The 19,308-nt window shown below is 73.7% G+C and carries 20 protein-coding genes; 8 read left to right on the top strand and 12 right to left on the bottom strand.

Features of this window, described 5'->3' with window-relative positions; genetic code table 11:
• Position 1 precedes the first annotated feature (1 nt).
• The 3 genes from ITJ44_RS10920 to ITJ44_RS10910 are packed head-to-tail and all read left to right on the top strand — an operon-like array spanning position 2 to position 4,319.
• Positions 2–1,027, top strand: coding sequence for a carbohydrate ABC transporter permease (locus ITJ44_RS10920; protein ID WP_194635422.1), 1,026 nt, complete (start codon positions 2–4; stop codon positions 1,025–1,027).
• Complete coding sequence (locus tag ITJ44_RS10915; RefSeq protein ID WP_194635420.1) at positions 1,024–1,929, top strand: carbohydrate ABC transporter permease; 906 nt, start codon at positions 1,024–1,026, stop codon at positions 1,927–1,929. The genes ITJ44_RS10920 and ITJ44_RS10915 overlap by 4 nt, the downstream gene beginning before the upstream one ends.
• Positions 1,926–4,319, top strand: coding sequence for a glycoside hydrolase family 3 N-terminal domain-containing protein (locus tag ITJ44_RS10910; protein WP_194635418.1), 2,394 nt, complete (start codon positions 1,926–1,928; stop codon positions 4,317–4,319). Before ITJ44_RS10915 ends, ITJ44_RS10910 begins: the two co-directional genes overlap by 4 nt.
• 87 nt (positions 4,320–4,406) lie before the next feature.
• Here the strand turns inward: ITJ44_RS10910 and ITJ44_RS10905 are convergent, their stop codons facing one another.
• On the bottom strand, positions 4,407–5,264 hold the full coding sequence (locus tag ITJ44_RS10905; protein WP_194635416.1) for a helix-turn-helix transcriptional regulator: 858 nt from the start codon (positions 5,262–5,264) through the stop codon (positions 4,407–4,409).
• Positions 5,265–5,365: 101 nt separating this feature from the next.
• Between ITJ44_RS10905 and ITJ44_RS10900 the strand changes: the two genes are divergently transcribed.
• Together ITJ44_RS10900 and ITJ44_RS10895 are read left to right on the top strand one after the other, a co-directional pair.
• The gene (locus tag ITJ44_RS10900; protein WP_194635414.1) at positions 5,366–6,046 is read left to right on the top strand and encodes an SDR family NAD(P)-dependent oxidoreductase; all 681 of its coding nucleotides are present in this window, start codon (positions 5,366–5,368) and stop codon (positions 6,044–6,046) included.
• A gap of 59 nt (positions 6,047–6,105) precedes the next feature.
• A complete protein-coding gene (locus ITJ44_RS10895; RefSeq protein ID WP_194635411.1) occupies positions 6,106–6,504 on the top strand; it encodes an SRPBCC family protein in 399 nt (132 codons plus the stop codon).
• Positions 6,505–6,545: 41 nt separating this feature from the next.
• On the opposite strand, the gene uraD is transcribed toward ITJ44_RS10895, so the two are convergent.
• From uraD to ITJ44_RS10850, 9 genes are all read right to left on the bottom strand, one after another.
• Positions 6,546–7,067 (bottom strand): 2-oxo-4-hydroxy-4-carboxy-5-ureidoimidazoline decarboxylase, encoded by a 522-nt coding sequence (gene uraD, locus ITJ44_RS10890; protein WP_370551678.1) that lies wholly within the window; start codon positions 7,065–7,067, stop codon positions 6,546–6,548.
• Positions 7,064–7,981, bottom strand: a complete 918-nt coding sequence (gene pucL, locus ITJ44_RS10885) for a factor-independent urate hydroxylase (RefSeq protein ID WP_194635409.1) — start codon at positions 7,979–7,981, stop codon at positions 7,064–7,066. Before pucL ends, uraD begins: the two co-directional genes overlap by 4 nt.
• A gap of 3 nt (positions 7,982–7,984) precedes the next feature.
• Positions 7,985–8,317, bottom strand: a complete 333-nt coding sequence (uraH, locus tag ITJ44_RS10880) for a hydroxyisourate hydrolase (protein WP_194635407.1) — start codon at positions 8,315–8,317, stop codon at positions 7,985–7,987.
• Positions 8,318–8,689: 372 nt separating this feature from the next.
• On the bottom strand, positions 8,690–9,523 hold the full coding sequence (locus ITJ44_RS10875) for a MurR/RpiR family transcriptional regulator (RefSeq protein ID WP_194635405.1): 834 nt from the start codon (positions 9,521–9,523) through the stop codon (positions 8,690–8,692).
• On the bottom strand, positions 9,520–10,770 hold the full coding sequence (locus ITJ44_RS10870; protein WP_194635403.1) for an allantoate amidohydrolase: 1,251 nt from the start codon (positions 10,768–10,770) through the stop codon (positions 9,520–9,522). Before ITJ44_RS10870 ends, ITJ44_RS10875 begins: the two co-directional genes overlap by 4 nt.
• Positions 10,767–12,017 carry an alanine--glyoxylate aminotransferase family protein gene (locus ITJ44_RS10865; protein WP_194635739.1) on the bottom strand — a complete coding sequence of 417 codons (1,251 nt, stop codon included), beginning with the start codon at positions 12,015–12,017 and terminating at the stop codon, positions 10,767–10,769. The genes ITJ44_RS10870 and ITJ44_RS10865 overlap by 4 nt, the downstream gene beginning before the upstream one ends.
• Before the next feature lie 40 nt (positions 12,018–12,057).
• On the bottom strand, positions 12,058–13,572 hold the full coding sequence (locus tag ITJ44_RS10860; RefSeq protein WP_194635402.1) for an AtzH-like domain-containing protein: 1,515 nt from the start codon (positions 13,570–13,572) through the stop codon (positions 12,058–12,060).
• A 27-nt stretch (positions 13,573–13,599) separates the two neighbouring features.
• Positions 13,600–14,928, bottom strand: coding sequence for an allantoinase AllB (allB, locus tag ITJ44_RS10855; RefSeq protein WP_194635400.1), 1,329 nt, complete (start codon positions 14,926–14,928; stop codon positions 13,600–13,602).
• Entirely contained in the window at positions 14,928–16,301 is a 1,374-nt protein-coding gene (locus ITJ44_RS10850; RefSeq protein ID WP_194635398.1) for a nucleobase:cation symporter-2 family protein, read from the bottom strand. Before ITJ44_RS10850 ends, allB begins: the two co-directional genes overlap by 1 nt.
• A gap of 140 nt (positions 16,302–16,441) precedes the next feature.
• Here ITJ44_RS10850 and ITJ44_RS10845 point away from each other — a divergent pair, with 140 nt between their 5' ends.
• Entirely contained in the window at positions 16,442–17,008 is a 567-nt protein-coding gene (locus ITJ44_RS10845) for a GNAT family N-acetyltransferase (protein WP_194635396.1), read from the top strand.
• Here ITJ44_RS10845 and ITJ44_RS10840 read toward each other — a convergent pair.
• Positions 16,974–17,303, bottom strand: a complete 330-nt coding sequence (locus ITJ44_RS10840; RefSeq protein ID WP_194635395.1) for a hypothetical protein — start codon at positions 17,301–17,303, stop codon at positions 16,974–16,976. The two genes, ITJ44_RS10845 and ITJ44_RS10840, sit on opposite strands and share 35 nt — an antisense overlap.
• A gap of 67 nt (positions 17,304–17,370) precedes the next feature.
• Here ITJ44_RS10840 and ITJ44_RS10835 point away from each other — a divergent pair, with 67 nt between their 5' ends.
• The gene (locus ITJ44_RS10835; RefSeq protein ID WP_194635393.1) at positions 17,371–18,273 is read left to right on the top strand and encodes a serine hydrolase; all 903 of its coding nucleotides are present in this window, start codon (positions 17,371–17,373) and stop codon (positions 18,271–18,273) included.
• A 26-nt stretch (positions 18,274–18,299) separates the two neighbouring features.
• Here the strand turns inward: ITJ44_RS10835 and ITJ44_RS10830 are convergent, their stop codons facing one another.
• Positions 18,300–18,719 carry a rhodanese-like domain-containing protein gene (locus ITJ44_RS10830; protein ID WP_194635391.1) on the bottom strand — a complete coding sequence of 140 codons (420 nt, stop codon included), beginning with the start codon at positions 18,717–18,719 and terminating at the stop codon, positions 18,300–18,302.
• 94 nt (positions 18,720–18,813) lie between these two features.
• Here ITJ44_RS10830 and ITJ44_RS10825 point away from each other — a divergent pair, with 94 nt between their 5' ends.
• A complete protein-coding gene (locus tag ITJ44_RS10825; RefSeq protein ID WP_194635390.1) occupies positions 18,814–19,272 on the top strand; it encodes an Lrp/AsnC family transcriptional regulator in 459 nt (152 codons plus the stop codon).
• Positions 19,273–19,308 lie beyond the last annotated feature (36 nt).

Below are 19,308 nucleotides of genomic sequence, written 5' to 3'. Positions count from 1 at the left end.
CATGGCACTCCGCGAGAGCTCGCTCGACGAGCAGCGTCCCGCGGCTGAGCCTGCGCACCCCGAGGGCGGCGTCGCGACGACGCCGCCCTCGGCGGTGCGTGCGCGACGCCGCGGCCTCGGCTGGTCCGGTCGCCTCGAGGTCCTGATCCTCGTGGGCCCGGCCCTCCTCTTCTTCCTCGGCTTCGTCATCTACCCCGTGGTGATGGCGGCCTACTACGGCTTCTTCAGCTGGCAGGGCTTCGGCCCGCCCACGGTGTTCGTGGGCTTCCGGAACTACATCACGATCCTCCAGGACCCGACGTTCCACGAGGCGCTGATGCACAACGCCGTCATCGTGGTCCTGTCGCTCGTGCTCCAGGGCCCGGTCGCGATCCTCGTGGCGCTCCTGCTCAACCGGAAGCTGCGCGGCCAGTCGATCATCCGCGTGCTGATCTTCGTGCCGTACGTGATCTCCGAGGTCGTCGTCGGCACCGGCTGGAGCCTCATGCTCCAGGGCTCCGGCGCGCTGAACGGCTTCCTCGCGAACATCGGCCTCGCCGACCTCCAGCAGGACTGGCTCGCGAACCCCGACATCGCCATCTGGTCGCTCATGACGATCATCACGTGGAAGTACATCGGCTTCGCGGTGATCCTCTTCCTCGCCGGCCTCCAGGGCATCCCCGAGGAGCTCTCCGAGGCGGCCGCCATCGACGGCGCCTCGTACTGGCAGATCCAGCGGCGCATCACGCTGCTCCTGCTCGCGCCGACGCTGCGCATCTGGGCGTTCCTGTCGATCATCGGCTCGCTGCAGCTGTTCGACCTCGTCTACATCATCTGGGGCCAGTACATCTCCGCCACCGCGGGCACCTCGACCATGGCCACGTACCTCGTGGCGAACGGGCGCGGATCCGGCAATTACGGGTACGGCAACGCCGTCGCCGTGGTGCTGTTCCTCATCTCCCTGGTCGTCGCGCTCGTCTACCAGCGGTTCGTGCTCAACCGCGACACCGCCGGCGCCCTCACGGGTGCGGGAAGGAAGAAGAAGTGACCGCTGTCACCGCGGCTCCGCGCAACGCGGACCTGGATCCCACCTCCTCGGCGAAGACGCCGAAGCCCCGGCGGGCGAAGACGCCCGGCCAGGGGAACAACCCCATCCCCTACCTCGTCGCGGTCGTGCTGATCGCCCTGATGCTGACGCCGGTGGCGTACATCATCCTGGGCGGGTTCCGCACGAACGCGCAGATCACGACCGATCCGGCGGGCTTCCCGTCGCCGTTCCAGATCCAGAACTACCTCGACGTGCTCGGCGGCTCGATGTTCTGGCGGCAGGTGGGCAACTCGGTGATCGCGGCCGTGGGCACCACGGTCGGCGCGGTCGTGCTCGGGCTCATGGCGAGCTACGTGCTGGCCAGGTACACGTTCTTCGGCCGGGGAGCGCTCTACGCGCTGTTCGCGTCGGGGCTCATGTTCCCCATCACCGTGGCGATCACGCCGCTCTACATCGTGATCCGGTCGCTCGGCCTCACGAACTCGCTGCCGGGGATCATCCTCCCGCAGATCGCGTTCGCGCTCCCGACGACGATCATCATCCTGGTGCCGTTCCTCAGGGCCATCCCGGACGAGATCCAGGAGGCCGCGTTCATCGACGGGTGCAGCCGCATCGGGTTCTTCTTCCGCATGGTCGTGCGGCTGTCGATGCCGGGCGTCATCACGGTGGGCATCCTCGCGTTCATCGGCAGCTGGAACAGCTACCTGCTGCCGCTGTTCCTCCTGAGCGACGCGTCGAACTACACGCTGCCGCTCGGCGTGCAGTCGTTCTCCTCGCAGTACTCCGTCGACACGGCGAAGGTGCTCGCGTTCACGTCGCTGTCGATGATCCCGGCGCTCATCTTCTTCTCGATCTTCGAGCGCCGCATCGTCGGCGGGCTCACCGGCGCGGTGAAGGGGTGACGGGCGAGGAGACGTCGGCGCCCGGCGTCGTCGCGCTCCCCGAGGTCTCGGAGCGCGTGCGCCAGCTGCATGCGCGCATGACCCTCGAGGAGAAGCTCGCGCAGATCGTCGGCTACTGGGTCGACCAGGGCGGCGAGGTGGTCGCGCCCATGCAGGGCGAGATGGCGACGACCGGCCGCTACGAGGAGGCGACCGCGCACGGGCTCGGGCACCTCACCCGCGTGTACGGCACGCGGCCGGTGGATCCCGTCGAGCGCGCGTCGTGGCTGTGGGCGGAGCAGAGGCGGCTGCGGACGGAGACGCGGCTCGGGATCCCGGCGCTCGTGCACGAGGAGTGCCTCACCGGGCTGGCCGCGTGGCAGGCGGCGACCTTCCCCACGCCGCTCGCGTGGGGCGCATCCTTCGATCCCGGCCTCGTGGAGGAGATGGCCGCGCTCATCGGCGGGTCGATGGAGGAGCTCGGCGTGCACCAGGGCCTCGCGCCCGTGCTCGACGTGATCCGCGACGCCCGCTGGGGTCGCGTCGACGAGTGCATCGCCGAGGACCCGTACGTGGTCGGCACCATCGGCACGGCGTACGTCCGCGGGCTGCAGTCGGCCGGGATCCACGCCACGCTCAAGCACTTCGTCGGCTACTCGGTCTCGCAGTCCGGCCGCAACCACGCGCCCGCGCATGTGGGCCCGCGCTTCGTGGAGGACGTGCTGCTGCCGCCCTTCGAGATGGCGGTGCTCGACGGCGGCGTGCGCTCGGTCATGAACTCGTACGCGGAGATCGACGGCGCGCCCGTCGGCGCGACCCCCGAGTACCTCACCGACGTGCTCCGCGGCCGGTGGGGCTTCGACGGCGTCGTGGTCTCCGACTACTTCTCCGTCGCGTTCCTCCAGGTGATGCACGCGGTCGCGGGCGACCGCGGCGAGGCGGCCGAGCTCGCGCTCGCCGCCGGCATCGACGTGGAGCTGCCCACCGGCGACGCGTACCTCGCGCCGCTGGCCGAGCGGATCCGCGCCGGGCTCGCCGACGAGTCGCTCGTCGACCGCGCCGTGCTCCGCGTGCTCGACGAGAAGGAGGAGCTGGGGCTGCTCGACGCGACGTTCGAGGATCCGCCCACCGAGATCGACCTCGACACCCCGGCCCACCGGGACGTCGCGCGCCGGCTCGCGGAGGAGTCGATCGTGCTGCTCGCGAACGACGGCACGCTGCCGCTCGCGGGCGACGGCCGCACGGCTCCCGGGCGGGCAGCGCCCTCCCGGATCGCGCTCATCGGCCCCAACGCGGACAGCGCCGAGGCGCTCATGGGCTGCTACTCGTTCGCGAACCACGTGCTCGCGCACCACCCGGGCACGCCGCTCGGGTTCGCGATCCCGACCGTCGCCGAGGCGCTCCGCGCGGAGCTGCCCGACAGCGAGCTGGTGCTCGTGGCGGGCGCCGAGGTCGAGGGCGACGACCGCTCCGGGTTCGACGCCGCGGTCGAGGCGGCGCGCGGATCCGACCTCGCGGTCGTGGTCGTCGGCGACCGGGCGGGCCTGTTCGGCCGCGGCACGGTCGGCGAGGGCAACGACGTCGAGAGCCTGGAGCTGCCCGGCGTGCAGCGCGAGCTGGTCGAGGCCGTTCGCGCCACCGGGACCCCCGTGGTCGTGGTGCTGCTCACCGGCCGGCCATACGCGGTCGGGTGGGCTCTCGAGGGCGACTCGGCTCCGGCCGCCGTGCTCCAGGCGTTCTTCCCGGGCGAGGAGGGCGGGTCCGCGATCGCGGGTGTGCTCTCCGGCCGGGTGTCGCCGTCGGGTCGTCTGCCCGTGTCGCTCCCGCGGTCCGCGGGCGCGCAGCCGTTCTCGTACCTGCACCCGATCCTCGGGGGCCCGAGCGAGGTGACGAGCGCGGATCCCACGCCCGTCCTCCCGTTCGGGCACGGCCTGTCGTACACGACGTTCGCGCGCACGGGACTGTCCGTGGTGTCGTCGGAGGTCGCGGCGGGGGAGGCCTTCACCGCGACCGTCGAGGTGCGGAACACGGGCGACCGCGACGGCACCGACGTCGTGCAGCTCTACGCGCGGGACGTGCAGGGCAGCGTCACCCGGCCCGTCGCGCAGCTGCTCGGCTACCTGCGGCTGGATCTCGCGGCCGGCGAGTCGGCGCGCGTCACGTTCCGGGTGCCCACCACCCGCCTCGCCCTCACCGACCTGCGGTACCGCCGCGTGGTCGAGCCGGGCGCGGTCGAGCTGTGGGTCGGGCCGTCCAGCGCGGTGAAGGAGACGGAGGCCGAGATCCAGGTCGTCGGATCCGTGCACCACGTCACCATCGCGGACGAGCGGTACGTGGGCACGTCGGTCGAGCGCGCTGGGGTCTCCGCGGACGCGTCCGCCGTGCCGCAGCGGGTGCTCGAGCCGAGCTGATCCCACCCCGTCCGACCGGAGCCCCGGCCACCGCGCCCTCGACGCGCGGCGGTCGGGGCTCCGTCGCGTGGCGGGCCGGCGCGCGGATCAGGGCCCCGCCACCTCCACGGGCGCCGTCGTGAGCGCCTGCAGCCCCGTGACCCGCAGCAGGTCGAGCCGCGCCTCGTCCGTGCTGCCGGGCTCGGCCGTGTAGACGACGATGCGGAGGTCGCTGCCCGGCACCGAGAGGGTGTCGCAGTCGATCGTGATGGGGCCGACCGCGGTGCTCGTGACGGTCTTGCGGCTCGACCTGTGCTCGGCGACGCGCGCCTCGCTCCAGCGGCGTGCGAACTCCGGCACCTCGGCGCGCAGCCGGGCGACGAGCCGGCCGAGCGCGCGGTCGTCCGGGTAGCGCCCGACCGCCGTGCGCAGGTCCGCCGTGAGGTCGCGCGCGAACTCCTCCTCGTGCACGGCATCGAAGTCGGTGCCCGCGTGACCTCGCGTGAAGTAGGTCCAGACGAGGTTGCGGTCCCAGCCGGTGCGCGTCGACGGATCCCCGTTCAGCGCCGCCCACAGCGGGTTCCAGAGGAGCATGTCGTGCGTCGCCGTGAACACCGCGATGGGGACGTCGCCCAGCCGGTCGACGATGCGGTGCACGCCCGGCGTGATGTGCCGCGGCACCTCGCCGCGGCCGGGCGGGGCGACGCCCGCGACCCGGTGCAGGTGGTCGCGCTCGTCCTCGGTGAGCCGGAGCGCGCGGGCGAGCGCCCCGAGCATCTGCGGCGACGGGTTCACCGAGCGGCCCTGCTCGAGCCGCACCACGTAGTCGACGCTCACGCCCGCGAGCGCAGCCAGCTCCTCGCGGCGGAGGCCCGCGGTGCGGCGGTGGGATCCCGCGGGCAGGCCCACGTCGGCCGGCTGCACGCGCTCGCGCCAGGAGCGGAGGACGCTCGCGAATTCGGTCATGCCCCCATCCTCCGCGCTGGCGGGTGGATCAGCCTGGTACCGCCGGTCCTCCCGTCGACCGGTGCCTGGGCGGCGCGGGCGCAGGGGCGCAGGCTCTAGGCATGACCACGACACTCATCACCGGATCCAACCGGGGCCTCGGCCTCGAGACCGCCCGCCGCCTCGTCGAGGCCGGCCACACCGTGCACGCCGGCATGCGCGACACCGCCGACGGCGACGCCGCCCGCACGGTGGGCGCCCACCCCGTGCAGCTCGACGTCGACGACCAGGCGAGCGTCGAGCGCGCCATCGCCTCGCTGCCGGCGCTCGACGTGCTCGTCAACAACGCCGGGATCCTCGGCGGCGCGCAGGGCGTCGACGACCTCACGCCCGAGGCGATGCTGGCCGTGCTGCAGACGAACGTCGTCGCCGTGGTGCGCGTGACGCAGGCCTCGCTGCCGCTGCTGCGCGCATCGGCGGCCCCCGTGATCGTCAACGTCGCCTCGGGCGTCGGCTGGCCGCGCGCCCTCGCCGGCGACGGCACCGACGAGCGCCACGTGATGACCGTCCCCTACGCGACCTCGAAGGCCGCCCTCATCACCGCGACCGTGCAGTACGCCAAGAACCTGCCGAGCTTCCGGATCAACGCCACCGACCCCGGCTACACCGCGACGGAGTTCAACGGCAACACCGGCCACCAGACCGTGACCGAGGGCACCGACGCGACCGTCGCGATGGCGCTCGTGGGGCCCGACGGGCCGACGGGGGAGTTCCACAGCCGGCACGGGCGGATCGAGTACTGAGGCGGGCGGGCGCCTCATCCGGCGCCCGCCATCGCGCCGCCCCCGGGTAGCGTCGGACCGTGACCTGGCCCGCGCTGCACATCACCCGATCCGTCGACGCCGACGTGGCGTCCGTGGTGGCCGTCGCGGGGGATCCCGCCCGGCTGCCCGAGTGGGCGGCGGGCGTCAGCTCGGGGATCCGGCTCGAGGGCGGGCGCTGGCTGTCGGACTCGCCGATGGGCCCGATCGAGATCGCGTTCACGGGCCCGCGCGAGCTCGGGATCCTCGACCACGACGTGACGCTCCCCGACGGCACCGTGGTCCGCAACCCGCTGCGCGTCCTCCCGAACGACGACGGCAGCGAAGTCGTGTTCACGCTGTTCCGGCGGCCGGGCGTGACCGACGTCGCGTTCGCGGAGGACGCGGCGCTCGTCGCGGCGGACCTCGACCGGCTCGCGGCGCTGGTCGTGCGGGGCTGATCCGCGCACGCTCGTCCGCGCGCCCGGAGGGGTCAGCGGCGTCAGCGCCCGAACGCGCGGTCGATGCGGAGGAGGGCGATGTCGCGGAGGGCCGCCCGCACCTCGACCTGCTCGTCGGCGACGCCGTTCTGCGATCGGCGCTGCAGCTCGAGGAGGATCTCGGGGGCAGAGCGTCCTGCCGCGCGGATGAGGAACACCCACCCGAACCGATCCTCGTACGCGACGTTGCCCGCCCGGATCGCCGACGTGGTGTCGGGATCCGAGCGCGCGGACGCGGCCTGCTCGAACGCCGATGACGACGCAGCGCGGCTCGTCTCCGCCGCCCGCTGCCCGATGCGGGGGTGCTCCGACAGGGCCGCCATCACCTCGGGCCACGTCCATGCATCGGCTGCGGCGCTCGCCGCCCCGCTCAGCTCCGCCACGGAGCCGTAGGGGCGCCCCGCGGCGAGGGCGGACGCCCAGGAGGGGATCGCCGCCCACCCCAGCGCGAGCTCCTGCGCGGCGCGAGGGGGCATGGCGAGGAACTCGTGCCATCGTGCGCCGTCGACGACCACGTCGTTCACAGGAACCCGGGGACGGACACCCATGCACCGGGTTCTGCGGGCTCGCCGTCCCGCACGACCGAACCGTTGATCAGGCCGTAGGGGCGGTCCGCGGCGAAGAAGACCTCGTTGTCGTTCGTGAGGCCGAAGGGCGCGAGATCGACCGGGAAGTGGTGGTTGTTCGGCATCGCGAGCCTCACCTCCGCGAGTTCCGGGCAGGCTTCGAGGACGGCTCGACCCATCGCGAAGAGCGTCTGCTGCAATGCGAGGGAATGCACGGTGGCGAAGGCCTCGAGCAGGGCCGCGACAGCTCGGTCGTGCACATCGTCGAAGTCCGTCGTGTCCGCCGCGGCCTCCCCGTAGCGCCAGCGCGCGGTGACATCCGTCGCGAGGACGCGGTCCGCGGTCTCGCCGAGCGTCGTGTGCTCCGTGCGCGGGAACCCGTGGAATTCGCTGCCGCCGGACTTGAGGACGGTCAGATCCGTCACGCCGCCGAGCACGTGCACGGTCGCGGCGTCCCTCTGCACGACGCTGGTGCGGGTCCCTCCGCCGGTTCGGACGAACGAGTGGTGGTGGGGTGCGCCGTCCGCGGTGATCCGCGACCAGCCGTACTGCTCCGCGGAGAGCGTGCAGCCGTCGTACTGCGGGAAGGTGTCCATGAAGTGGGAGGCGAGGGTGAGGAGGAATCGTTCGGGGCTGCGCACGCCGAACCTCTTCGCGAACGCGTAGATGGTGTTCTTCTGGGAGTCGGTCGCGTGGACGAGCGAGTTGTCCCCGCTGTAATAGGACTCGTCCAGTGCCGCGCCGCGCATCTGCGTCGTCACGCTGAGGTCCTCGATGGCGTGCTGGGACGTGTCGCGGGTGACGCGCACGAGTCGGACCTCGGCCTTGCCGTACTGATGGGTTCCGAGGACGAAACCGGGAGGATGGGGCATCGGTCAGCTCCCTCGATAGGTGGAGTAGGCGAACGGGCTCAGCAGCAGGGGCACGTGGTAGTGCGATGCAGCCCCGTCCGGGATCGTGAACGCCACGGTGATGTGCGGGAAGAAGTGCACCGTGGCCGTCGACGCGAAGTACGCGCCGGTGTCGAACGTCATCGTGTAGGTGCCGGCGGAGAGCGCCTCGGCGAATGCGGCGACGCGGCCGTCGTCGTCGGTCGAGGCCGAGCCGATGCGGTCGCCGGTGTCCGCGCGAGCGAGATCCACGCGGAGGCCCCGGACGGGCTCACCTCGGCTGGTGTCGAGGACGTGCGTCGAAAGCGTCGTGGGCATGGCCGCGGTCACGGGGTCATCCCGAGGCGGTGGTCGGGGGAGGGGACGAGCGCACGGCTCATGGTGGAGGTCATGTCGGTCCTGACGATCGCGCGAGAAGGGGCTGCGGATGCAGCGGGCGACCGGTCGAGCGCCGGTCGGAGGCAGCGTCCCGCTCAGGGACGGACCGGGGGTTGCCTTCCGTGCGCGATCGCCCCGCGGTTCCAGGCGGTGCGAGCGACGGACGAGGACGTACGCGACATCGCTGGCTCCCTCCGGTGTGCGGCGATCGTTCCTGTCATCGACCGTACGAGGCGGATGTTTCCTCCTTGTTGCCGGCGTGTTGAGGGTGGTCGCGGCGCACCGGCCTCGGAACGGGAGCGCCGGCGCCGCCTACGGTCGGGCGAGCTCGTCCAGTGCGTCGTAGGTGGTCGCGATGGCCGCGATGCGGTCCCGACCCGTCCGACCCGCGGCGTCGTAGACGTCGTTCGCGATCGCGGCGACCACGGCGAACATCGCCGCGAGCGAGTCGAACGCCGACGGCGAGTCCACGGGGCAGAGGATCGTCGTGGCGGCGGGCGCGGCGAGCACGGCTGCCGTCGGGTCGCCGAGCACGACGACGTCGGCTCCCGACGCGACGCAGAGCTGGACCAGCCGGTCGATCCCCGCAGCGTGTCGGCGCACGGAGACGATGACGACCACGTCACGCCGGTCGAGGTCGGCGACCTCCTCTCCCAGGCGTTGCCCGGGCGCGGGGACGATGCGCACATCCGGTCGCACCTGGAGGAGCTGGGACCGGAGCTGGAGCGCGACCGGGTGCGCTCCGCGTTCCCCGAACAGCATCACCCGGCGGGCGCGCACGATCCGGCGGGCGAGGCGCGCGCGATCCGCGCGCGCGAGGGACGCGAACGCCGCGTGGAGGTTCCGGGATTCGACGGCGCGCTGGTCGACGTGAGCGGCGTCCTCCGCCACCCACGGCATCCCGCTGCCCCGGGCGGCCATGAGCTCCCGCCGCACGTCGGCAGCGTCCTGGAAGCCGAGGGAGCGCACGAGCCGCGAGACGGTGGCCTTCGACGTCCCGGACTCGGCGGCGAGGTGCGCGGAGGTCCCGACGAGCAGGAGCTCCGGGTCGTGGCGGACCATCGCGGCGACCCGGCGCTCGGCGGGCGAGAGCCGATCCCAGACGGCGTCGATGCGTTCGCGCACGTCGGGCTGCGCCGCCGTCATGACGCGCTCCGTCCCAGATGGGCGATCGCTTCCACGAGCGCGTCCAGCCCGAGCGCGATGTCGCCCTCGGAGACGAACTCGTCCGGGTGGTGGCTGATGCCGTCCGGGTTGCGGAGGAACAGCATCGCGACGTCGGTGATGCGCCCGAGCGACATGGCGTCGTGGCCGGCGCGCGAGAACAGCTCCATCGGCTGCGCCTGTCCGGTGGCGACGATGCCGGCGCGGACGGCGGCCATCAGGCGCGGCGAGCAGGGCACGGCGGGAGCGCGATGCACCTCGGTCGGGGTCACGCTCACCCCGCGGCGCTCCCCGATGCCGGCGAACGCCGTGACGATCTCGTCCCAGACGCGGTCGCGTCCGTCGTCGGACTCCGCACGCAGGTCGACGGAGAACCACGCGAGCCCCGGCACGACGTTCACCGCGCCCGGTGCCACGGTCATCGTGCCGACGGTGCCGACCGCGCCGAGGTGGTGCGAGCTGCGGCAGATCCGCTCGACGGCCAGCGCCGCCTCGGCTGCGGCGAGCAGGGCGTCGTGCCGCCGCTCGTACGGGGTGCCACCGGCGTGCCGGGCCTCGCCGACCGCCTCGACCGTGAACCGCCGGGCGCCGGCGATGCTCGTGACGACGCCGAGCGCCTGGCCCGCCTCGTCCAGGAAGGGTCCCTGCTCGATGTGCGCCTCGAGGTACCCGACGAGTCGTGCCGGGTCCATCGCGGCGTCGCCGACGCGGGCGGGGTCGAGCCCGAAGTCCGTGGACGCCTGCCGCAGCGAGATCCCGTCGGCGTCGGCGAGGTCCCACCAGGCGTCGTCCCACACCCCGGCGACCGCCGAGGACCCGAGGAGCGCCTTGCCGAACCGGGTGCCCTCCTCGTCGGAGAAGGCGATGACCTGGATGCCGAAGGGCAGCGGCCCCCGGTCCGCCAGCCGGGCGACCGCCGCGACCCCCAGGAGCACGCCGACGATGCCGTCGTAGGGCCCGGCGTCCACGACGGTGTCGAGGTGCGACCCGATGAGCAGGACGGGGGCGTCGTCCGTCGTGCCGGGGACGCTGCCGTGCAGGTTGCCGGCGGCGTCCTGCCACGTGGTCATCCCGGCGTCCTGCATCCATCGCGCGACCATCGCGTTCACGCTCTCGTGCTCGGGCGACAGGTGCACGCGGGTGATGCTCCCGGGCGTCGAGGTCACGGCGGCGAGCTCGCCGCACCACCCGACGATCGTCGCGGCGTCCGGGACGGCGGCGGACGTCACGCCACCACCGCCGAGGAGGCCGGGGCCGCCGCGGTCGGGGCCGCGTACACGTCGAGCGCCGCGTCGACGCCGCCGCCCTGCGGCACGGGGAACCCGCCCCGACGCAGCACCTGCTCGAGCGCGGACAGCGTCGTCACGACGGCGTCCTTGCGGGCGTTGTAGCCCATCGTCCCGATGCGCCAGACCCGCCCGCGCAGGGGCCCGAACGAGGTCCCGATCTCGATGCCGTGGTCCGCGAGCATGGCCCCGCGCACGGCGTCCCCGTCGACGACGTCCGGGATCCGCACCGCGACGACGTTGTGCATCTTGTGCGCCACGTCCCCGAAGACCTGCAGCCCGAGTTCCTGCACGCCGGTCAGCATCGCGCGGCCGGCGAGCTCGTGCCGGGCGACGACGGCGTCGCGGCCTTCCTCGAGCAGGATCCGGGCGCACTCGTGGGCGGCGTAGAGCATCGACGCGGCCTCGGTGTGGTGGTTCAGCCGGCGGGGTCCCCAGTAGTCGAGGATCATCGCCAGGTCCAGGTAGTTCGAACGGATCGGCTCGTCGAGGACCTCGTCGCCCGGCTCGCGGATGCCCGCCTCGACGCTGCGCCGCCCGTCGAGCACGGCCGTGGCGCGCGGCGACAGCGTCACGGGAGCGCTGCCCGACGGCCCGCCGAGGCACTTCTGCAGCCCGACGCTGACGGCGTCGATGCCCCACGCGTCCACCTCGAGCGGATTGCCGCCGATGGATGCGGTGGCGTCGGTGTAGAGCAGCACGCCGTGTCGCTCGCAGATCGCGCCGAGCTCGTCGAGCGGCTGGTTCATCGTCGTGGAGGTGTCCCCCTGGACGACCGCCAGCACCTTCGGCCTCGTCGCCACGATCGCGTCCTCGATCGCGGAGGTCGGGAACACCTGCCCCCATGCCGTCTCGATCGTGTGGACCTCGGCCCCGGCCCGCCCGGCGATCTCGGCGAGCAGGTGCCCGAACCGCCCGAACACGGGCACGAGGACGCGGTCCCCCGGCGCCAGCAGCGACACGAGGACCGCTTCGATCCCGGCCCGTGAGGTGCCGTCGACGAGCGCCGTGGCCACGTTGGCGGTGCCGAACACCTGCCGGTACAGCGTCTGGGTGTCGTTCATCGTCGACGTCATCCACGGGTCGTACTGGCCGACGAGCGGCGTCGAGAGCGCGCGCAGCACGCGCGGGTCGGCGTCGATCGGCCCCGGGCCCATGAGGAGTCGGGCGGGCGGGTTCACTGGCAGCATCGGGATCTCCGTTCCGGTCACGAGAATAATGGAACGCCGGTTACGACAGCGTCCCGGCGAGCGCGACGAGCGCGCGGTCGGACCCGGCCGGTCCGAGCAGGCAGACGCCGACGGGCGCGTCCTCGACCCGCAGGAACGGCGCGCTGACCGCCGGCAGCCCGCCGATGCCGGCGACGGCCGTCATCCGCAGCGTCGCGAGCCGGGTGCGCTGGACCGCGTCCCCGGTGGCCGTCCGGAGCGGTGCGGGCCCCGGCACGGTCGGGAGGGTCAGCACGCCGGGGCCGATCGCCTCGCGGACGCGGGTGCGCAGGCGGCCGAGCCGCTCTCTCGCGTGCGCCTCGTCCTCCGCCGTGATCGTGGCCGCTGCCGCGAACCGCGCGGCCACGTCGTCCCCGACGGCGCCGGGGTGCGCGTCGACCCAGGGCCCGTGCTCGCGCCAGGCCTCGGCGGCCTGGACGATCCGGAGGGTCTCGGCGAGGTCGTCCGGCGGCGGCAGGTCGATCCGGCGGACGGGCCGACGGGTCGCCGCCAGCCATCCCCGGAACGCCTCGGCGGTCGCGGGTTCCACGGCGTCGAGCAGGGCGTCGCAGACGAGCAGCGTGCCGGCGTCCAGGCCCACGTCCGCGCCCGGGCGGACGGAGGCACCGGCCGCCGACGCGAGCACGGACGCCGACCGGGCGATCCACCCCACGGTGTCGAACGACGGCGCCAGGGGCACGAGCCCGTCGCGCGGGACGCTGCCGTGGGTCGTCCGGAGGCCCCACAGGCCCTGGTAGCTCGACGGCACGCGGAGGCTCCCCGCGGTGTCGGTGCCGAGCCCGAGGTCCGCCTGCCCGAGCGCGACCGCCGACGCCGAGCCCGAGGACGACCCGCCGCCGATCCGGGTCGGGGCGGCTCCGTTGGGCGGCGACCCGAAGTGCGCGTTCCGACCCGCGAGCGAATAGGCGAACTCGTCGGTGCGGGCGATCCCGGTGACGTCGGCCCCCGCGTCGAGGAGCACCTGCACGGCCGGGGCGGTGACCGTGGACACCGGCGCCGATCGCTCCCAGGTCGGGTTGCCCGCGCCGACGACGTGCCCGCGGACCGCGTACAGGTCCTTGACGGCGACGCGGATCCCGGTGAGCGGCCCGTCCGGTGCGCCGTGCACGAGCGGGTCGCCGACGACGCGCCACACCGTCCGGGCGAACGCCGTGGGCCTCCCGGTCACGTGCGCCGCGCGGATCCGCCAGGTCGCGCCGGTGCGGCACCAGAGCTGCGTCTGGAGTCCCCGGCCACCGCCGACGAAGACCGACTCCCCGACCACCAGGGCGCTGTCCGGGGTCAGCCGCCGGACGTCGACGGACGCGATCGTCCGGCGCGCGACGCCCCCGCGCCCGGAGCGGAACGCGCGGATCGCGTCGTGCCCGCGGAGCAACCCGGCGTCATCGCCGCGCAGGGTGCCCTCGCCGGGTTCGAACAGCGCGTCGAGCGCGGCGGTGTCGTCGCGCATCAGGGCGTCCTCGTAGGCGGTGAACGCCCGCTCGAGCCCCTCGAGCCAGCTCCCGTGCACGATCATGCGTCGACCGCCGCACGGGGTCGCGCGTCAGCCACGGGCGACCAGCTCCCCGGCCACCGAGGTGGCGGTGACCGGCTCGCCGCGCAACCAGGTCCCGGTGAACCGGCCACGCGCCTCCAGGCCGGCGAAGGCGGAGACCGGGTTGCGGTGCGCCAGACCCACCACCTCGATGACCTCGGTGGCGGAGGGGTCGAACACGGTGAGGTGGGCGAGCGCCCCGGGCGCGATGCGACCGCGGTCGGCGAAGCCGGCGAGCGCCGCGGGGCCGGTCGTGAACCAGGGCAGGACGTCCTCGAGGGACATGCCGCGGCGCATCGCCTCGGTCCACACGGCGCGGAAGCCGACCTGCAGCCCCGCGATGCCGCCCCACGCCAGGCCCCAGTCGTCGGTCTTCAGGTCGGCGGTCGACGGCGAGTGGTCCGACACGACCATGTCGATCGTGCCGTCGAGGAGCCCCTGCCAGAGGGCGTCGCGGTTGGCGTCGTCGCGGATCGGCGGGCAGCACTTGAACTCGGTCGCGCCGTCGGGGATGGTCGATGCCTCGAACGCCAGGTAGTGCGGGCAGGTCTCGACCGTGATCCGCACGCCGTCGTCCTTCGCCGCGCGGATCATGGGCAGCGCTCCGGCGTCGGAGAGGTGCAGCACGTGGGCCCGGGCACCGGTCGCGCGGGCGCCGTCGATCACCTGCGCGATCGCGGACTCCTCGGCCGAGGCGGGGCGGGTCGCGAGGAAGTCCGCGTAGCGGCCGCCGAGGGCCCCGTGGTCGACGAGGTGCGCGGGGTCCTCGGCGTGCACGATGAGCAGCGCGCCGATGTCGGCGACCTCCTGGAGCGCGGCGCGGAGCTGCTCGGGTCCGAGGTGCGGGAACTCGTCCACGCCCGACGGCGCGGTGAAGCACTTGAACCCGAACACGCCCTGCTCGTGCAGCGCGTCGAGCGAGCCGAGGCTGTCCGGCACGGCGCCGCCCCAGAACCCCACGTCGACGGCCAGCCGACCCGCGGCGCTGGCGCGCTTGACGGCCAGGGCATCGACGGTCGTCGTGGCCGGGATCGAGTTGAGCGGCATGTCGATGATCGTCGTGACGCCGCCGAGCGCCGCGGCCCGGGTGGCGGACGCGAAGCCCTCCCACTCCGTGCGCCCCGGCTCGTTGACGTGCACGTGCGTGTCGACCAGCCCGGGCAGCAGGACGTGGCCATCGCCGACGACTTGCACGTCGGCATCGATGCCCAGGGGAGCGTCGACGGGCAGGACCTCGTCGATGCGTCCCGCGACGACGGTCACGGTCGCCGGGCGCAGCGCCCCGTCGACCCAGGCGCGGGCGCATCGGAATGCGAGCACGGCCGGTCGGGGCGCCATCACGGCTGGTCGGCGTCCGTCATCGCGACGCCACCGGGGAGGTCCGCGGGCCCGGCGGCCGTCCCGGTGCCGAGCAGCAGGTTGAGCAGGATCGCGGCGACCGCGCCGGCCGAGATGCCGGAGTCGAACACGAGCGTGAACCACGTCGGGAACGCCGCGTAGATCGACGGCGCGACGGTCGGCAGCAGCGCGATCCCGAGCGGCAGGGCCACGACGAGCACGTTCCGGTTGTCGAACCGGACCCGCGACAGGGTGCGGATGCCGCTCGCCGCGACCATCCCGAACAGCGCGACGCCGGCACCGCCGAGGACCGCGTGCGGCACCGCCTCGACCACCGCCGCGACCTTGGGTACGAGGCCGAGCACGACGAGGATCCCGCCCGCAGCCGTCGCGACGTACCGGGAACGCACCCCCGAGAGCGCCACGAGTCCGACGTTCTGCGCGAACGCCGTGTACGGGAACGTGTTGAAGACCCCGCCGACGACGGTGCCGAGGCCGTCCGCCCGGAGGCCGTCCGCGAGCGTCCGGTTCGAGACCGGTCGGCCGACGACCTCGCCGACGGCGACCATGTCGCCCGTGGTCTCGGTCATGATCACGAGCCCGACGACGAGCATCGACACGATCGACGCGAGGTCGAACGTCGGCAGCCCGAAGTGGAACGGCGTGACGACCGCGAACCACGGCGCCTGGCCGATGCCGGACCCGTCGACCATCCCCGGCACGAGCAGCGCCACGAGGGTGCCGAGGAGGAGGCCGGCGAGGACCGAGACCCGGGCGAGCCCCCGGGGTGCGAAGCGCTCGACGAGCACGATGGCGAGGAGCACGCCGGCGGCGAACGCGACGTCGATGGGGCGGGCGGCGCCGTCCTCCCCGCCCTCGGTGATCCACCCGGCTGCCACGCTCATCAGCGACAGCCCGATGATGAGGATGACCGTCCCGGTGACGATCGGCGGGAACAGCCGGATGAGCTGCGAGAACCACGGCGCGACGACGACCATGAAGACCCCGCAGGCGATCGTCGCCCCGTACACGGCGGTGATGCCGTGCTCGGTCCCGATCGCGATCATCGGTCCGACCGCGGCGAAGGTGACACCCTGCACGAGCGGCAGGCGGACGCCGAAGCGCCAGAAGCCGACGGACTGCACGATGGTGGCGAGGCCGGCGACGAACAGGTCGGCGCTGATCAGGAACGCCAGGTCGGCGCTGTCGAAGCCGAGCGCACCGCCGACGATGAGCGGGACGGCGACCGCGCCCGCGTACATCGCGAGGACGTGCTGCAGCCCGAGGGGCAGGAGCCGGGCGAGCGGCGGGACGGTGTCGACCCCGTCTCCCGTGCTGGTGTCGGCTGTTCGTCGGCGCGATGCTGTGCTCATGTCCGGACGCTAACCAACCACTGTTTCCCCGGCGTTTCGGTCGGGAGTCCGATCGCGAACGAGCGTGCCGTCCGATGGCGTCTCGGAACGACCGTCTCGGGCGACGGCGTCGAGCGCCCCGTCTCCGCTACCGTCGACGCGTGCCGTCCGCCCGCCTCACCGAGACCGAGGACCGCACCGCCCGGCTCGACCTCCACCGCCCGTCGGCCGACGACGCCGCCGAGGTGCACGCGATCCTCTCCGACCCGGCCGTCTGGACCCACCACCCGTCGCTGCGCGTGACGGATCCGGCGCACACCGACCGCTTCCTCCGCACGCGCGTCGAGGCCTGGGAGCGCGACGGCCTCGGCACGTGGATCGTGCGCGAGCGGGGCGCCGACGCGGTCGTCGGATTCGGCGGCTGCGGCATCGCGCACGACGCCTTCTGGAACCTCGGCTACCGCTTCGCGCCGGCCGTGCACGGTCGCGGGTACGCGACCGAGATGGCGACGCGGGCGATCGCGCGGGCGCGGATCCTCCGCCCCGAGCTGCCGGTGGTCGCCTACCTCGTCGCCCACAACCGCGCCTCGGCGGCCGTGGCCGAGAAGGCGGGTCTGACGCTCGCGCACCGCGGGCCGGATCCGGGCAACCCCGACCCGGCCGTGATGCGCCTCGTCTACGCCGACCGCGCCCTCACCGACGCGCAGCGGGATGCGGCGATGCGCTGATCCCGTCCGCGGCGGCGGGCGCGCGGCGGGCGCGCCATGCCCCGGCCTCCGCGACGAGGATCCGCGCACCGACCAGCAGCACCAGCGCGACCGCCGTCACCACGACGAGCGGCGGCAGCAGGAAGCCCAGCGCGATCAGCGGGTGCCCCATGCCGAGCGCGGGCCAGCCCATGTCCTCCCACCGGGCGGCGAGGAGCAGCAGGACCGCGAGGGCGACGAGCTCCGCCGCCAGCACCCCGATGGTGATCCGCGTCGCGAGCCTCATGCCGTCCCCTGCCGTGTGCCGAGCTGCCACGATCGCATGGTTCCCCCAGCCGGGGAAGGGGCCTGCCCGGGCCCCCGCGCCGCGCCACACTGGATCCATGAGCACCGCCGCCGACGCCCTCGCCCGCCTCGTCGAGGGCATCGACCGCGAGCGGCTCGGCGCGTACGGCGCCGTCGTGCGGATCGGCGGCGATGAGGCCGCGCACCGCTGGCGCAGCAACGACCGCGAGAACCTCTACTCGGTGTCCAAGGGAGTGTGCGCGCTCGCCGTCGGCATGGCGGTGGACGCGGGGATCCTGCGGCTCGACACCCGGATCCCCGAGCTGCTGCCCGACCTCGACCTCGGCACAGGCGTGGACGAGGTCACCGTCGAGCACCTGCTCACCATGACCAGCGGCATCGACTTCGCGTGGTTCGGCGACGAGCCCGTGCCCGGCCCGGACCTCGCGCAGGCGATGCTCGGGCTCCCGACCCGCGGCCCCGGCGCCGTCTTCCGCTACAGCGACGCGAGCCCGTACGTCGCCATGCGGATGCTCGCCGCGGCCGTCGGCGACGTGCGGGACTGGCTCCTCCCGCGCCTCTTCGCGCCGCTCGGCATCGAGAACCCGCAGTGGCACCGCTGCCCGCTCGGCTTCATCGTGGGCGGCAGCGGCCTCGAGCTGCGCACCGGCGAGCTCGCGCGCATCGGCCGGCTGCTGCGCGACCGCGGTGCGTGGGAGGGCCGGCAGCTCGTGAGCGCCGGGTGGGTCGACCGGATGCACAGATCCTGGGTCCCGACCGGCGCCGACGACCCCGCCGCGCCCTTCGCCCGCTACGGCCTCGCGACCTGGGACGGCCCCGGCGACACCTGGCGCCTCGACGGCCGCTACGGCCAGTACGTGCTGGTCGACGGATCCCGCGACGCGGTCGTCACCATCACGGCCCACGAGGAGGAGCGTGACCACCGGCTGGCGGAGCTGGCGGTGGCCGCGGTCGCGGAGGCCGTGCCCGTCGTCGGCTGAGCGGCTGAGCGACCGCGCCCTCGTCCTCAGCCGACCGGCGCCGTCAGCGGATCCGCCTCCCGCCGCGTCCGCCCCGCATCCGTGACCACCGCGAACCCCTCGCGCGCCCAGTGCTCGAACCCGCCGATCAGCTCCTGCACGCGCGTGTAGGCGAGCGTCGCGAGCGTGAGGGCCGCGCGCGTGCTGCCGTTGCAGCCGGGGCCCCAGCAGTGGACGACGATGCGCGCGTCGCGGTCGGGCAGCGCGGCGGCGGCGCGCGCGGCGAGCCCGGCGCCGGGGATGTGGACGGCACCCGGGATCCGCCCCTGCGCCCACGACGCGTCGGACCGCACGTCGACCACGAGGGGCGCCGCGCCGCTCGCGCGGTCGGCGGCGAGGTCGGCCGGATCGGTCTCGTAGGTCAGCTTGGCGGCGAGGAAGTCGGTCGCGGTGATGCTCGTCTGCATGCCTCCATCGAAGCGCCACGGACCGGGCACGAGGAAGGGCCGTCGCCCGGCATCGGGGCCGTCGCGCCGCGGATCGCCCGGTAGGTTCGGCCGCATGCCGACGAATCCGCCGCTGACCCTCGACGCCACCGACCACGCGATCATCGCCGAGCTCCAGGGCGACGGCCGGATGAGCGTCGCGCAGTTCGGCCGGGCTGTATCGCTCTCCGCCAGCGCGACCGCCGAGCGCGTGCGCCGCCTCACCGAGGCGGGCATCATCACCGGCTACTCCATCACGGTGGATCCCGAGGCCCTCGGCTGGGCCGTCACCGCGTTCGTGCGCCTCGCGTACCCGTCGGGCGACTACCGCCCGTTCCACGCACTCGTGGCGGAGGTGCCGGAGATCGTCGAGGCGCACCACGTCACGGGCGCCGACTGCTTCATCATCAAGGTCCACGCCCGCTCGATGCGCGACCTCGAGCGCATCACGGGCCGCCTCGCCGCCCTCGGCGGGATCACGACCCACGTCGTGTACTCGAGCCCGGTCCCGGGGAGGCACGTGGGGCCGGCCTGATCCGCGCTCAGATCCGCTCTCGGTTGGTAACATTAT

The organism is Clavibacter sp. VKM Ac-2873 (genome assembly GCF_015351075.1).
In the GTDB taxonomy this organism is placed as follows: Bacteria; Actinomycetota; Actinomycetes; order Actinomycetales; family Microbacteriaceae; genus Clavibacter.
The sequence above is the reverse complement of the archived record's forward strand: the minus strand, read 5'-3'. Positions and strand labels throughout refer to the sequence as shown.

Bases quoted from the DNA above. Each gene is read 5' to 3' on its own strand.
- uraH (WP_194635407.1), bottom strand. From the start codon at position 8,317: ATGCCCACGACGCTTTCGACGCACGTCCTCGACACCAGCCGAGGTGAG.
- ITJ44_RS10850 (WP_194635398.1), bottom strand. From the start codon at position 16,301: ATGAGCACAGCATCGCGCCGACGAACAGCCGACACCAGCACGGGAGAC.
- ITJ44_RS10900 (WP_194635414.1), top strand. From the start codon at position 5,366: ATGACCACGACACTCATCACCGGATCCAACCGGGGCCTCGGCCTCGAG.
- ITJ44_RS10920 (WP_194635422.1), top strand. From the start codon at position 2: ATGGCACTCCGCGAGAGCTCGCTCGACGAGCAGCGTCCCGCGGCTGAG.
- ITJ44_RS10825 (WP_194635390.1), top strand. From the start codon at position 18,814: ATGCCGACGAATCCGCCGCTGACCCTCGACGCCACCGACCACGCGATC.
- ITJ44_RS10835 (WP_194635393.1), top strand. From the start codon at position 17,371: ATGAGCACCGCCGCCGACGCCCTCGCCCGCCTCGTCGAGGGCATCGAC.
- ITJ44_RS10875 (WP_194635405.1), bottom strand. From the start codon at position 9,523: ATGACGGCGGCGCAGCCCGACGTGCGCGAACGCATCGACGCCGTCTGG.
- ITJ44_RS10860 (WP_194635402.1), bottom strand. From the start codon at position 13,572: ATGATCGTGCACGGGAGCTGGCTCGAGGGGCTCGAGCGGGCGTTCACC.
- ITJ44_RS10905 (WP_194635416.1), bottom strand. From the start codon at position 5,264: ATGACCGAATTCGCGAGCGTCCTCCGCTCCTGGCGCGAGCGCGTGCAG.
- ITJ44_RS10865 (WP_194635739.1), bottom strand. From the start codon at position 12,017: ATGCTGCCAGTGAACCCGCCCGCCCGACTCCTCATGGGCCCGGGGCCG.
- allB (WP_194635400.1), bottom strand. From the start codon at position 14,928: ATGGCGCCCCGACCGGCCGTGCTCGCATTCCGATGCGCCCGCGCCTGG.
- pucL (WP_194635409.1), bottom strand. From the start codon at position 7,981: ATGCCCCATCCTCCCGGTTTCGTCCTCGGAACCCATCAGTACGGCAAG.
- ITJ44_RS10830 (WP_194635391.1), bottom strand. From the start codon at position 18,719: ATGCAGACGAGCATCACCGCGACCGACTTCCTCGCCGCCAAGCTGACC.